Origin of the sequence: Furfurilactobacillus cerevisiae (assembly GCF_048961765.1) — a bacterium.
GTDB lineage: Bacteria > Bacillota > Bacilli > Lactobacillales > Lactobacillaceae > Furfurilactobacillus > Furfurilactobacillus milii_A.
Genome location: NZ_CP185253.1, coordinates 135948 through 149803, shown reverse-complemented (window position 1 = coordinate 149803; position 13856 = coordinate 135948). Strand labels below are relative to the sequence as shown.

At 45.8% G+C, this 13856-nt stretch carries 15 protein-coding genes and 1 riboswitch; of the genes, 3 read left to right on the top strand and 12 right to left on the bottom strand.

Features of this window, described 5'->3' with window-relative positions; all coding sequences use genetic code 11:
• Positions 1-14: 14 nt before the first annotated feature.
• The 4 genes from ABUE36_RS00670 to ABUE36_RS00655 form a co-directional block, all read right to left on the bottom strand.
• Positions 15-1040, bottom strand: coding sequence for a LacI family DNA-binding transcriptional regulator (locus ABUE36_RS00670; RefSeq protein WP_178941786.1), 1026 nt, complete (start codon positions 1038-1040; stop codon positions 15-17).
• Positions 1041-1051: 11 nt separating this feature from the next.
• Positions 1052-1993: a phosphoglycerate dehydrogenase gene (locus ABUE36_RS00665; protein WP_421016995.1), complete on the bottom strand. Its 942-nt coding sequence runs from the start codon at positions 1991-1993 to the stop codon at positions 1052-1054.
• Positions 1994-2006: 13 nt separating this feature from the next.
• Positions 2007-2780 (bottom strand): glucose 1-dehydrogenase, encoded by a 774-nt coding sequence (locus ABUE36_RS00660; protein WP_161000691.1) that lies wholly within the window; start codon positions 2778-2780, stop codon positions 2007-2009.
• A 497-nt stretch (positions 2781-3277) separates the two neighbouring features.
• Positions 3278-4228, bottom strand: coding sequence for a quinone oxidoreductase family protein (locus ABUE36_RS00655; protein WP_421016994.1), 951 nt, complete (start codon positions 4226-4228; stop codon positions 3278-3280).
• Positions 4229-4340: 112 nt separating this feature from the next.
• Here ABUE36_RS00655 and ABUE36_RS00650 point away from each other — a divergent pair, with 112 nt between their 5' ends.
• A complete protein-coding gene (locus ABUE36_RS00650; protein WP_161000693.1) occupies positions 4341-4838 on the top strand; it encodes a MarR family winged helix-turn-helix transcriptional regulator in 498 nt (165 codons plus the stop codon).
• Here the strand turns inward: ABUE36_RS00650 and ABUE36_RS00645 are convergent.
• From ABUE36_RS00645 to ABUE36_RS00635, 3 genes are all read right to left on the bottom strand, one after another.
• Positions 4835-5194 carry a DUF6176 family protein gene (locus ABUE36_RS00645; protein WP_178941783.1) on the bottom strand — a complete coding sequence of 120 codons (360 nt, stop codon included), beginning with the start codon at positions 5192-5194 and terminating at the stop codon, positions 4835-4837. The genes ABUE36_RS00650 and ABUE36_RS00645 overlap by 4 nt on opposite strands.
• 410 nt (positions 5195-5604) lie before the next feature.
• Positions 5605-7731: an ATP-dependent Clp protease ATP-binding subunit gene (locus tag ABUE36_RS00640; RefSeq protein WP_178941782.1), complete on the bottom strand. Its 2127-nt coding sequence runs from the start codon at positions 7729-7731 to the stop codon at positions 5605-5607.
• 50 nt (positions 7732-7781) lie between these two features.
• The gene (locus ABUE36_RS00635) at positions 7782-8003 is read right to left on the bottom strand and encodes a helix-turn-helix domain-containing protein (RefSeq protein ID WP_017261307.1); all 222 of its coding nucleotides are present in this window, start codon (positions 8001-8003) and stop codon (positions 7782-7784) included.
• A gap of 194 nt (positions 8004-8197) precedes the next feature.
• On the opposite strand from ABUE36_RS00635, the gene ABUE36_RS00630 reads away from it, so the two are divergent.
• Positions 8198-8455: a GlsB/YeaQ/YmgE family stress response membrane protein gene (locus ABUE36_RS00630; protein WP_161000695.1), complete on the top strand. Its 258-nt coding sequence runs from the start codon at positions 8198-8200 to the stop codon at positions 8453-8455.
• A gap of 256 nt (positions 8456-8711) precedes the next feature.
• A complete protein-coding gene (locus ABUE36_RS00625) occupies positions 8712-9188 on the top strand; it encodes a glutathione peroxidase (protein ID WP_161000696.1) in 477 nt (158 codons plus the stop codon).
• Positions 9189-9256: 68 nt separating this feature from the next.
• Here ABUE36_RS00625 and ribH read toward each other — a convergent pair whose 3' ends face one another.
• From ribH to ABUE36_RS00600, 5 genes are all read right to left on the bottom strand, one after another.
• Positions 9257-9727: a 6,7-dimethyl-8-ribityllumazine synthase gene (gene ribH, locus ABUE36_RS00620; protein ID WP_161000697.1), complete on the bottom strand. Its 471-nt coding sequence runs from the start codon at positions 9725-9727 to the stop codon at positions 9257-9259.
• A gap of 45 nt (positions 9728-9772) precedes the next feature.
• On the bottom strand, positions 9773-10981 hold the full coding sequence (gene ribA / locus ABUE36_RS00615; protein WP_161000698.1) for a GTP cyclohydrolase II: 1209 nt from the start codon (positions 10979-10981) through the stop codon (positions 9773-9775).
• On the bottom strand, positions 10965-11576 hold the full coding sequence (locus ABUE36_RS00610; protein ID WP_421016993.1) for a riboflavin synthase: 612 nt from the start codon (positions 11574-11576) through the stop codon (positions 10965-10967). The genes ribA and ABUE36_RS00610 overlap by 17 nt, the downstream gene beginning before the upstream one ends.
• A complete protein-coding gene (gene ribD, locus ABUE36_RS00605; RefSeq protein ID WP_421016992.1) occupies positions 11576-12676 on the bottom strand; it encodes a bifunctional diaminohydroxyphosphoribosylaminopyrimidine deaminase/5-amino-6-(5-phosphoribosylamino)uracil reductase RibD in 1101 nt (366 codons plus the stop codon). The genes ABUE36_RS00610 and ribD overlap by 1 nt, the downstream gene beginning before the upstream one ends.
• A gap of 278 nt (positions 12677-12954) precedes the next feature.
• Positions 12955-13101: riboswitch (FMN riboswitch) on the bottom strand.
• A 64-nt stretch (positions 13102-13165) separates the two neighbouring features.
• Positions 13166-13807: a hypothetical protein gene (locus ABUE36_RS00600; RefSeq protein ID WP_161000701.1), complete on the bottom strand. Its 642-nt coding sequence runs from the start codon at positions 13805-13807 to the stop codon at positions 13166-13168.
• Between the last annotated feature and the right edge of the window lie 49 nt (positions 13808-13856).

The window sequence follows — 13856 nt, the reverse complement described above, 5'->3', positions numbered from 1 at the left end:
TGCTGCGTGAGCGGTCATTTTTTGGCAAACGTACCTAGAGAATCGCGTTCATGAAGTGCACTTTCAACCATCGTGAGTGGTTCAACGGACTGACCGGCTAGTTGACGGAGGACGTTTGTCGCAACCCGCTGGCCCATGGCTCGTGGCTGTTGCTGAATCGTGGTAATTCCGGGTTGCATCAATTGTGATAATGACCAGTCATCATAAGCCACCAATCCAATTTGCTCTGGAATTTTGATCTGATTTTCGGCCAACACCGTCATCACTTGGAGTAGCAAGTGACCCTGAAGTACATAAAGCGCCGTGTGGCCAGTCCGTTTTTTCAGTATCGCATTAAGTTGCTGATACAGCTTCGCATTTGTGGTATCCGGCTGAATAGTTAATGTCTGTAGCGGTCGACTAAATTTCTTTTCCTCACAAAGGTCAGTGACTGCCCGATAGCGGTCATCACGCGCAGTGTTATCGCCCAACGGCGGCGTCACAACAACCAGTTGATTGTAGCCGCGTCTAGCGACTGTCTTCGTCAACTGAGCTGAGTAACGATAATTATCCGTTGTGACTTGAGGCCAGTTTGTCCCCCTTAACTGGCGATCAACAATATCAACAACCGGCTGCGTTTGTTTTAAGAATGCATAGTTGGCTGCTGTAGCGCTAACGGGCTGCAAAATAATGCCATCGACCTGCAGTTCTAGCAAACGTTGTAATTGTTGACGTTCAACTTTAAGGTCATTATCGGCATTCATCAAAACGATTTGATAACCTGCCGCCGCTAAAATTTGATCCGCGCCCTTAAATAAGAGTGACGAAAATAGATTTTCAACATCGGCGACGACCATCCCAATCAGATGACTGGACCGACGTTTGAGCGACTGAGCTTGCCGATTCAAATGAAAGCCAGTCATGTCGATGACCTGCTGAATGCGTGCCCGTGTGGCCGCCGACATTTTTTCGTAATGACCGTTCAGATAGCGTGATACTGTGGCATTTGAAACGCTGGCTTGCGCGGCAATGTCATTGATTGTAAGTGGTTTTTTGGTCATTTGAATACTCCTTACTGTACCTTATTGACCGCCCATTGTGGCTGTTCACCACTCAATACGCGGACCACTTCACTTGCAGCACCAATCGCCATGCGATTCATCGACTCAGTTGTGTTTGAAGCGATGTGTGGCGTCAGGAGGATATTATCAAATTGGTATAGCGGGCTATCTAACGGCAATGGTTCCTCGTCAAAAACGTCGAGAGCAGCCGCACGTAACCGTTTGGAATTTAAAGCATCAATCAGCGCTGTTTCATCAACCAGCGCACCCCGGCCTAAATTGATTAAGGACGCGCCAGGTTTCATTTTGGCAAATGCTTGCTGATCCATGATTTTTCGTGTATCCGGTGTCACCGCTGCATGTAAAGTCACGATATCGGATTGTTGCAATAGTTCATCAAAGGCCACTTGCTTAGCAAACGTTGTTTCACGTGGATGCGGATTCGTGTATAAAATCGTCATTCCTAAGGCACTAGCCTTCTGTGCCACGAGCTGACCGATTCTGCCAAAGCCGAAAATGCCAAGTGTTTTACCTTCCATGTCAAAGCCACGGTGCGTTTGCGGATAATTAGAATCGCCCTGACGCATGTGTTGAGAATCCTGAAACAGATTCTTCGATAGAGCCAAAATATCTGCCAAGGTTGTTTCAGCTACCGTCGATGCATTCGCCTGTGGCGTAATAGTGACATATACACCCTGTTTTGCGGCTACCTGCGGATCAATATTATCGTAACCAACGCCATGTCTAGCGATCACCTTGAGGTTCGGCAATGCCTGATATAAGTCCTCTGTAAACGGGTCAAGCATATAAACGATACCATCAACCTGATCACCAAGTTGACGCAACGTGTCCGCATGTTCGTTTGGCACTTCAATGAGGGTCATCCCATGCTCAGTTAAATAATCCTTGCCGGACTGCTGCCAATTTTCCGGTACAACAACTCGTTTTGTCATAAAGTCTTCCTTTCTATCGTAAGAGGTACCCACCATCGACTGGAATCGTCGCACCAGTAATGTAGTTAGACGCTTCACTGGCCAGAAATACGATGGTGCCCATCAGCTCCCGCGGATCCGCCCAGTGACCAGCCGGAATATGCGCTAAGATTTCTGCATTCCGTTCTAGATCATTCTGCAACGCCTTCGTCATTGGTGTGTCAATGTAGCCAGGCGCAATGGCATTAACCTGAATGTTGTCGGGCGCGAGCGCATCGGCATATGCCTTGGTCAAACCAACAACACCATGCTTGCTAGCGGTATATGGAAAAATAAACTTACCTGCTCTATATGATTGCATCGACGCGACGTTAATAATCTTACCGTGATGTTGCGGTGCCATTTGTTTAGCTGCCGCGTGTGATAAGTAATAGAGCGCGTTTAAGTTCACATCGATCACGGCACGCCAGTCTTCGTCCGTAAATTTGTCCCAGGTAGCACGTCGCTGTAGACCAGCATTATTAATCAAAATATCGAGTTGTCCAAACGTTGATTGAACAGCGTCCATGATTCGTTGCGGCGCATCAGTCTCCGTAATATCGTACTGAATAAACGCAACGTCCGCCTGATTGTCGGTGGCAAATGTTTTAAGTTCTGACCAACCCTTCTGTGAACGGCTGACAACCAGTACTTTGGCACCAGACTTGAGTAACGCCTGTGTGTAAAACGCACCAAGTCCAGAAGCGCCGCCAGTCACGATTGCCACCTTATCATCGAGTCGAAACCAACTACTATCAAAAGTTTTCATGAGAAAATCTCCTTTTTAGGTAAACGTTTAACCTAGCTTTACAAAGGTCAATATAGCTGTTTACCTTCAGTGTGTCAATTGGGGGTGATGACCACTTTGCACGATAAAAAATGCCACACCAATGTTGATGTGACACTCTCCTCATTTATTCTTCAGATATGTGTTTTGCAAACGAATTAAACTGTCGTTTCGTCAGGCTGAAACGCCGTTCCATGGGACCGGTCTCAGCCCGAAGTACACGGTCTTCGCCCTCGACTTGAAGCCGCAAAACCATCGTCTTCAAGCTCGTCCTGTAATACTAAATGGTCAAGACCATACCATTAAGTATTACCTTCACGGAACTCTGTTTCTGCCTGACTACACTACTTTCGCTAGAAACCAATTTTACTCGTTAGCCTTCTTTATCCTTGTCCACAAAAAAATTCAACTGATATAACAAGTTTGCTGAATCAAGTGAATATCAAAAAGAAGTGCTGTTCTGCAGTCATTCAAAATATCTAGTCCATCATATAAACAACACGTTTCGTGACATCATTCCAGTTGGCTTCACTTAAATCTGTTAATGGCATCGTTGTCGAGGCAATCTTGAATTGGCCAGCGCTGATTAACTGCGCCAATTCGGGCAGTTCGGCTAAATATTGTCTGGCATTAATACTGCCTTGACCGCTTCCAACTAAATTTAAGTTTACAGATCTCAAGGCTGCGCTTGGGAGTACCATATCGGCGCCGCTCATACTGCCAATTTCAATCCATAGCAATTGCTGACTGTGGTTATGACGTGCAGGCAACATCACCTTCATCGCCGTGGACGCCACAGTGCCCCATAAGTAATCCAACACAACATCCACATCGGCAGCTGCTGTAAACGCTGCTCTTAATGATTCCTGATCATCTCGAAGAGAAATCGTCTGTGTTGCGCCTAGTTCAGATAATGCTGCGAGCTTTGTTTGATCACGGCCGACACCAATAACTTCGCTTGCGCCGAGATAACGACTAATTTGAACGGCCATCTGGCCAGCTGCTCCGGTTGCGCCTAAAATCATGACTTTCTTGCCCGTCAAATCTCCCACGCGAACCTTAATTGACATCCAGGCGGACATTGCTGGATTCATCCCTGCTGCAACTCTTGCTGCATCAATATCATTACCTAAGGGAATAAAACGGTGGTGATCGATCACCGTTTGCTCGGCCAGCGCGCCATATTTGGCGTTTGACGTGATAAAGTATCCCGTCTGGCCTGTTTCCGTTTGCCCAACACCATCTAGTCCTGGCACAAACGGTAATTCGCCGGTACTTGTGTAGTGTGTGCCATTTGCTTGTGAGCGTACACGGGGATACACTGCGGCGGCAAGTACATGGATCGTCTGTTCGCTTGTGGCCGGCTTCGGCGTCTCGATTACGCTAACTTTTGGTGCCTCTTTAAAATCATTTACAACTGCTGCTTTCATATTATTGCCAACTTTCTTTTTGATTATTAATTACCAGTAATTTATAATTGAGTATAACCATTTGATATTAAAATACAATAGATTACCGGTAATTTATTTTAGGAGACATCGCATGACTAACTCGCAAATGCAGCAAATATACCAATCTATCCATGATTTAAATGATGTTCATGAAGACTTTAAAAAAGCCTTCTGGCAAACATCCATTGACCATTTTCAAGATCAACTGACTGATCAAGTTGCCGCTAAACTTCGTAAAATGCAGATGACACACTCGGAAATGCAAATCCTCAGTTTTGTGACAGAAGCACCTGAACGAACACTGGCTTATCAGGATTTAGTCGGCAAAGTTCCCTTCTCACAAGGAATGCTTTCACGCTACGTTAAAAAGCTGGCATCAGCAGAACTATTGACGCGCTTTCACCAGGCGGATAATAAAAAGGCCGTTTACGTTTCCGTAACCGACCTTGGTCAACTGATTGCTAAACTGCACGCCGACATGCACCAAACGGAGCGTGACCTTTACGCTAAAGTGCTGGCACCCTTCGATGACACGCAAATGCAAAACGCCGTAGACATCATGCACGCACTAGCAACAATCAAGCTTTAATTCTCATACAGTCGTGACATTTTCTGCGTCAACTCATCCGGAACATAGTTCACTACATGATCAAATTTTAGCGACGGCACACTTTCATCAATACAGTCCTCCCAGTATGCGACATGCCGTTTGTCCAGCTCGCTCTCTGAATCCTCAACCGGCCTTGGATTATCGCCCTGAATAGAATACCAGCACAGATACAGGTCACTGCCAATCATTGTCGAAAAGACTGATTCTACTAACATCTTTTCTGCGGGTAACGTCGTCAAGAATGCTCGCTGATTATCTGCCAGAAACTTTAACCATTCCTGAGCTTCTGCGTGCTTATCTGACTTGACCCTGAAACCTTCCAGTTCTGTCCTCATTGTTATTTGTTTCTCCTTTGTCCTGTGTATCAATTTTACTAGCAATCTAATTTCGTATACTCATCCCTCAAAAAATAGTTGTGAAGAAACTCTGAACTATTGTAAATACCTTGGACGAGTTACTCCTATATCCATAAGCATGTGGTAGTGAAGGCAACCAGAGACATAGTTCCGTGTCGACACTACTTAATGGCACGCTTTTGGCCATTTAGTAGTGTGGGACGACTTTTGAGACGGAACTTCGGCTCAAAATCGAGGACGAAAACCGCGATCTTAGCGGGTTGAGTCCGGCCCTCATGGAACGGCGTCTCTGGTTGCCGCAACGGCAGACGACTCACTGTAAAAAACTTAACATATGTACTAAAGACCCAGTGTCAGCATGTGGCACTGGGTCTTTATGCGGTCAAACACTATTCGGTAACGCTGTCTTTGTCCAAATCCTTGATCTTGATTTCACCGTCAACCAAGTCCGCTTCCAGATGTTTGGCATCCAAGTGATCCAAGTAGAAGTCAGTGACGCGGTCACGAATTTGTTGTTCGATAACCCGACGTAATGGACGTGCGCCCATCGCTTCATCGTAACCCTGATCGATCAACCAAGCTTTGGCGTCATCCGTTACCTTCAAGGTAATTTGTTTCTTAGCCAATGTCGCATTAACGTCATCGATCATCAAATCCACAATTTGACCTAAGTCATCTTTAGTTAAATGACTGAATTCAACGATTCCGTTGAACCGGTTCAAAAATTCTGGACGGAAGTATGGTGCCAACTTGTCCATCAAGCTCTTGTTCTGATTCTCATCGGTACTCAAGCTTTCGTTACCAAAGCCGGCGTTAGACGTCGCAATGATAATCGTGTTCTTGAAGTCGACCACATTCCCTTGACCATCCGTCAAACGCCCATCATCCATGACTTGAAGTAATAAAGTCAACACTTGTGGGTTGGCCTTTTCAATTTCATCAAGTAACACGATGGAGTATGGGTTACGACGAACCTTTTCCGTCAACGTGTTGGCGTTGTCTTCGTAGCCAACATACCCGGCAGTCGTCCCAATTAGTTTGGAAACAGCGGTCGTATCCGTATATTCACTCATGTCCAAACGGATAATCGCATTCTTGTTGCCAAACATATCGAAGGCGAGTTGTTTAGCCAATTCCGTCTTCCCGACACCGGTTGGACCGACAAACAGGAAGCTACCAATTGGTCGGTTCCCTTCATCAAAACCGGCACGGTTACGACGGATTGCCCGAGCAACCATGTCAACTGCTTCATCCTGACCAATAACCTTACCCTTAAGGCGTTTGTTAATGGTCTTCAACCGTTCAATATCACTGGCGCCCATTTGTGAAACTGGAATCCCAGTCAACCGTTCAACAGCAGCGGCGACATCATTGACAGTTGCAACTGGGCGTTCTTCGTGACCGCCGTCTTTCAACTGTTTGGTTAACGCATCAACTTTGGCTTTCGCTTTACCAGCGGCTTCAAAATCTTCCTTATCAGCGGCAGCCTGTTTGTCTTGTTCAGCCTGCTTCAACTGTGCTTCCAAACTAACTTTGTCAGTAACTGGATGTTGTGCAGCCAAGTGTGCGGCTGTCATGTCCAGCAAGTCAATCGCCTTGTCAGGCAATGAGCGTTGTGGAATGTACTGAACCGCGTAATCAACAGCGGCCTTCAAAACATCATCCGGCAAGTCAACGTTATGGTGATCCTGATACAACTTGCGAATTCCTTTCAGAATCGCCACGGTATCTTCAGCGCTAGGTGCATTAACCGTAACATCGTTGAAACGGCGAGCAAGTGCTGCGTTCTTCATGATGGTATTTCTGTATTCGTCCTGCGTTGTTGCACCAATGACTGTTAATTCGCCACGGCTCAGTGCTGGCTTGATGATGTCGGCCATACCTTTGCCACCATCTTCGCCACCAGTTGAGCCAGTGCCTAAAATCTGGTGAATTTCGTCGAAGAATAAGATGACATTGCCAGTTTTTTTAACCTCTTTGATCAGATTTTGAATATTTTCTTCGAAGCTACCACGATATTGTGTACCCGCCTCTAATGAAGACAAATCAATTGACCAAATCTGCTTGTCCTTGATGGCTGCTGGCACATCGCCATTCACAATGGCTTGTGCCAGTCCTTCAACAACAGCCGTTTTACCAACCCCAGCATCTCCGACAAGAATTGGATTGTTCTTAGTACGACGGCTTAAAATTTCGGCCGTTTCCTGAATTTCCTTATTCCGTCCGATGACTGGATCTAGCTTGCCATCGCGAGCTTCCTGAGTTAAATTACGACCCAGTTTTTCCAGAATACCTTGCTTCTTTCCGTTTTGAACCGCCTGTTTGCCACGCCCTTGTTCAGACGCTGCTAAACGACCATTCTTTCGGTATTCCGCAAATTCTTCTGGTGTCATCTCGCGACCATTGACTAGATAACGTGATTCTGAGTTAATGCCGTTCATGTTACCCATTAATTGATTAAAAATATCGTCCATGTTGTTGCCAAATGGATCGTTAGAAAAGTTTTGTTGTGCCATATTTAATTTCCTCCTCTGTACCAATGTTTCAGTTCAAAGCTCTTTAAAGGCTAGTTCATATAATGCGACTCCAGATCCCTTAGGATTTCCCACATTTGAACGTGCTGTGCACGCGCTAATGCGTCAAGATCTCTTATGTTCAGCGGGGTCGCATCAGTTTGCCGTTTATTAAACGACTTGTGTAAGGTGGTATACCCATAGCCACTGCGCTTAGCCACCTCATAGATGGTCAAGTCATGCTCGACCAAATACGTCTTCACATCAATTTTCATGACATTCTCGGTAACCTCCCTTCGATAAATACTATATCACATCTGTGAATGTAGCACAAGTGTAAATGTACCACAAGTGTAAATGTACCACAAGTGTGAATTATTTTAAGCATAAAAATTGAGCTATTCATCATTTCTTGATACCTTTAAATCAACGCAAAACCTTATTGTTTTCATAAGAAAGGAGCATGCTTATGTTTGGATGGTTATGGTCACTTATTGTTGGTGGATTAATCGGTGTTGTTGCTGGGATGATCACAAATCGTGACTTGCCAGCGGGCATCATCGGTAACATTATTGCCGGTCTGGTCGGAGCGTGGCTGGGTCAAATGATCTTCGGTCACTGGGGACCAATGCTTGCCGGCATGGCAGTCTTCCCGTCCATTATTGGAGCGGTAATTCTGGTATTGATTGTTTCAGCAATCTTCGGCATGCGCAAACGTAAAGAATGATGTTTCATAGAAAAAGCCATCCTCTTTTGGGATGGCTTTTTCTATGAGTTGCCTTTCGGGAAATGAAAGTATACTTCCGTATTTGACTAATTCTTGATTTTGGAAGGATACTTCCATCTTCTCCGTTTCACGTGAAACGTTCATCATGTTCCTCGAAACTGCAAAATCCCGATTCTCGCATTATTTATGAAATTGACGCACAATAACCACAAGTAATGATGTAACACTATCAAGCAATTAGAAAGGAGCGCATTTAATGGCATCAATCTATGATTTTTCGGAAACTGAAATGAGCGGACAAACCATCCCATTAGACAACTATCGCGGTAAAGTTCTCTTGATTGTAAACACCGCTAGCAAATGCGGTTTTGCACCACAACTTGAAGGATTGGAAAACCTGTACAAAAAGTATCATGACCAGGGCTTCGATGTTCTTGGCCTACCATCAAATCAATTCCACCAGGAGCTATCGACAGATGAAGAGACGGATGACTTCTGCCAAGTTCACTACGGTGTAACCTTTCCGATGACAAAACGTGTTGCTGTGAATGGTGACGATGAAGATCCGTTATTCACCTACTTAAAGGATGCTGCTGGTCATGGTCGAATAAAATGGAACTTTACCAAATTTTTAGTAGGTCGTGACGGCCAGGTTATCAAACGCTATGCACCACAGACAAAACCTGAGAAGTTTGAAGCGGACATTGTGGACGCATTGAGCCAAGCTGAATAATTATCTATGTAAATCACGAGTCCCGTTGGCTCGTGATTTTTTGTATTCGCATGTGAACAACAGGTTACCTACGCATTAGCTAATTGTTGGTGCAAATCGATCAGTTCAAGAATGTCCGCTGCCACGTCACTCCCTTTGTTACCAGCCTTACCACCAGCACGTTGTTGCGCCTGTTCTAAGGTATCCGTTGTTAATACACCAAATACAACTGGCGCATCACTGTTCAAAGCCAATTGACCAACGCCCTTGGCCACTTCATTACAAACATAATCATAATGGCTAGTTTCGCCACGAATCACCGCACCAAGTGTAACTACCCCTGCGTAGCGATTTGTTGCTAGTAATTGCCTGACCATCCCTGAAATTTCAAACGCACCTGGTACCCAGACAACATCAATGTCATCGTCGTTTACCTCGTGCCGATGTAGCATATCTTGTGCGCCACCCAGCAGCTTTCCTGTTACCGCCTCGTTAAAACGGCTTACGACAATCGCAATTTTACCCGGATGTGCTAAGTACTCCCCTGCAAAAACTGTCATTTTCTTATCCTCCATTATTAATCGTTTTTTGAATTTACATATCGTTTAATCAACGTGTAGGGCATGATGAAATTTAAACTGCTTTGTTCTTAAATAATCATGATCCTCGACGTACACAGGCACCTCAAGTGGCACACGTTCAACCACTTCGATGCCATATTTTTGTAGACCAGCAATTTTATCCGGATTATTGGTCATCAAACGAATTCTGTCGACACCCTGATCATGTAACATTGCTGCAGCAATCCCATAGTCGCGCTCATCCGGTTCAAAACCGAGATGTTCGTTTGCCTCCACGGTATCGAGCCCCTGTTCTTGTAACTGATAGGCACGCAGTTTGTTTTTCAGTCCAATTCCGCGACCTTCTTGGCGTAAATACAACAAGTAACCACCTTCTGCACCGATTTTTGTCATCGCTGTAGTAAGTTGTTGGCCGCAGTCACAACGTTTGGACCCCAACACATCCCCTGTAAAACACTCCGAGTGCAAACGTACTAACGGAATATCAGTCGCACTTGCCGTCGTTGAATGAAGGAGCAATTGCAGCCGTTGATCCGTTGCACTTTCATAATCGGTTAACGTAAACTCGCCATACTGTGTGGGTAGCTTAACTCGTACGTCACCCGTGACTGCGCCGTCGTTAATCAAGTAACGATATCGGGCTAAGTCATCGATTGTGATCAACGGAATTCCTAACTCTTTCGCTAACTGTTTTAGTTCTGGCAAACGTCGCATGTGACCATCAGTGGTTAATGTTTCACAAATATACGCGGTCGCTGGCTCCTCGCCTGCTAGACGGGCTAAGTCAACTGCTGCCTCTGTATGTCCACGCCGGACAAGCACACCACCGTCACGGGCAATCAACGGGAAAATGTGTCCTGGTCGTTCAAAGTCAGCTTCAGTCGCGTCAGCCTGACCCAAACGGCGGATTGTCGTTGCGCGTTCATATGCTGAAATACCCGTGCTCGTGTGACGTTCATCCACGCTAACTGTGAACGCAGTATGAAAATGTTCTGTGTTTGCCGTTGTCATCAAAGACAGGTTTAACTGCGCTGCTTTTGCAGCTGTCATAGGCACGCAAATCAAACCGCGACCATCCTTCGTCATTGTGTTAACTGAATCCGGCGTTGCTAATGAGGCCAGTCCAATCAAGTCCCCTTCGGCTTCTCGGTTGGTATCATCGGCCACTAGAATCAGTTTGCCATGCTTCAAAGCTGTTAAAGCTGTTGTTATTTTTTCAGTAAGTGTTGCCATGTGTTTTATCTCCCTTCATGTTCTGTAAGTAGCGATAAATGACGTCGATTTCTATGTTCACTTCAGCGCCCGCTCTTTTAGTCGCAAGGGTAGTCGCAGACTGTGTTTGTGGGATAAGACTGACAGTGAACCAGTTAGTCCTCGCCTGAACGATCGTCAGACTGGTGCCCTCAACGGCAATTGCCCCTTTGGTCACCACTTGATTGGTTAACGCTTGTGGCAATCGAATCTGAACAAACCGTGCGTTTTCATCCTGCCATTCTCGAATAATGCGGCCGACGCCATCCACGTGTCCCTGCACGATATGACCGTCAAACCGACCTTCTGCAGAAAGCGCTCGCTCAAGATTGACAGTCTGACCAATATTCATCGAGGACAGCGTCGTTCGTTTGAATGTTTCTGGCATTACATCAAGGGTTACGTTTGAGTTACTCACCGATGTCGCCGTCAGACAAACGCCGTTTACTGACAAACTGTCGCCTGGCTGTAAACCCGTTCTAATATTCGACGGTATCGTGATTTCTAGCATTAAGGTATGGCCCTGACGATGAATTTGTGCGACCTCGCCAAGACCACCAATAATTCCAGTAAACATCAGTCCAGCCCCCAATCTGCCGCCAGTGATGGCCGGATGAATGTCATTTTAGTGGCATTCCCGCACTTTTCTATCGTCACTGGGGTAAATCTCGTTCGCATTGAATTTGCACTACTGGTGAAAGATGCCAGTGCTTGGCCACCGAAAATCTCTGGAACCTGATAAATAATAAGCTGATCGACCAATCCAGCACGAAGAAAAGCATCTTGAATATGAGTGCCACCTTCAACTAGCACGGATTGAATCCCTTTATCCGATAACGTTTGAATAACCTTGCCAATCGACCACTCTGGCGCTATAAAAGTTCGCCGTGTATCTTTGCCTTCAATGTCGTCTTCAATACCTTTTGTCGACTCTTTCCCTGTCACAAAGTGCCATAGGGGCGTCTTATTCTTTTGCCACAAACGTGATTCATGAGATACCCGATTTCTGCGATCCAAAAGGACGCGAACAGGCGGGTAGGCTACTTTTTCTTTGACCAGCAAACGTGGATCATCATCGATTGCCGTTTGACTGCCGATCAAAATTGCCTGCTGGCTCGCACGTAAGTGATCGACGTCAGCATTGGCTACCGTGTCGGTCAAATACGTCCGTTTGCCATCGTTCAATGACAATTTGCCATCCAAACTTTGAGCAACTTTGACGGTCACCAATGGTCGCTGATGCTCATAGTAAAAGTTGTAGGCACGATTCAATTGCCGAGCTGCCACTTCCATCAAGCCAATGTGAACTTGCACACCGTGATCACGCAAATAAGCAATGCCTTTACCGCCAACTAAGGGATTCGGATCTTGTTGCGCAACAAAGACTTCCTTAACGCCCCACTTCACCAATTGCTGTGCGCATGGCGGCGTTTTGCCATAATGACTGCACGGTTCCAAAGTGACATACATCGTTGAACCAATCACATCTTCGGGGTGTGTTACATGTTGATACGCGTCAACTTCAGCATGAGCATGACCAAAGCCAACGTGATGTCCCACGGCCAGTACCCGATCGTTGTTCACAATCACGGCACCCACCAGTGGGTTGCGATACGTTAAACCAGTGCCCAAGCGTGCTGCAGCAATCGCTTGAGCCATATAGTCCGACTGCATCATCCAACCCCCCCGTTTCTAAATGTGTTGAAAATTACTCGGTTCTTCCCGAGCTTCGGCATCACTCTACCTAAACGTGCACCTGTCGCCCAGGGCTTCGGCATCACTCTACAAAAAAACGCCCCGCGAATATAAAAATTCACGGGGCGGTAAATTTGCCTAGGTAAACAAACCCTGATGAAAGTAATTTCATCAACTTTTGTAACGATGATCATTTTGAGACTGCGCCAATTAAAAAAGCGTACTGCCTACTTAACCGGTCGGCCGCAAATGATCATCGCCAATTTCTTCTCCCATCCAGACTGTACTGTCGGTTGCAGATTCACACTGCATCAACCGCTTGCGCGGGTCACGGACTTCAACAAGCTGTCAAACAACACCTTGTTGTCACCGTCGGTCGGGAATTTCACCCTGCCCCGAAGAAATGATTTATTCAACTGGCATAAAGATATTAGTTTTCAAATTGTTTGTCAATGTGAAAATTATCCCAAGTCAATTTGTGATGATCGGGAAATTGCGCGCCGCTACTGGATCAGCAACACTAATTTGTTGGCGCAAAATAATTTGCCATTGGGATTGTGGCAACGTCGACACATCGTTCAAATACAGCTCTCGGTGCCAATCATCGCCATGTTCAATAACAAACGGGCTATTGCCGATAAACATTTGTAATCTTTCGACTAATTCCGGTGTGGCTAGACCAGTTTGGCTCACCTGAGCTTCCAGGCCTTCTTTAAATCGCTCATAGGTTACATCACCAACGACGGGAATTTTGCCACGTAGTTGATCAATTGCCGCTGTAACAGCTTCGTTTGGCATAAAGTTAGGTTGTTTCATTCTCATCTGAAAACGTTCGTGAGGTGCGTGCAAATCACCATACCAGTTAACCATCAGTGGGTAATGAATGAAATTGCGAAATGATGCAATCGTGATATCATGTTTCGGCGCCTCGGACAAGAACTCGCCTAAAGCAATCATGCTGGTCGCATCACGACGAAATTCGACGCTATCTTCATCCCCATTGCCATCGATACGCAGATAATTTCGTTCACCCAAATCAACAATACTGCCATCGGTCGTTGTCATTGCGTATTCGTCTGGCTCTACTTCTGCCCAATTAAACAAAAATGCCATGTCTATCATCCCCACTTTTTGTGGCGACTTTAGCACATGGCATTTTGTA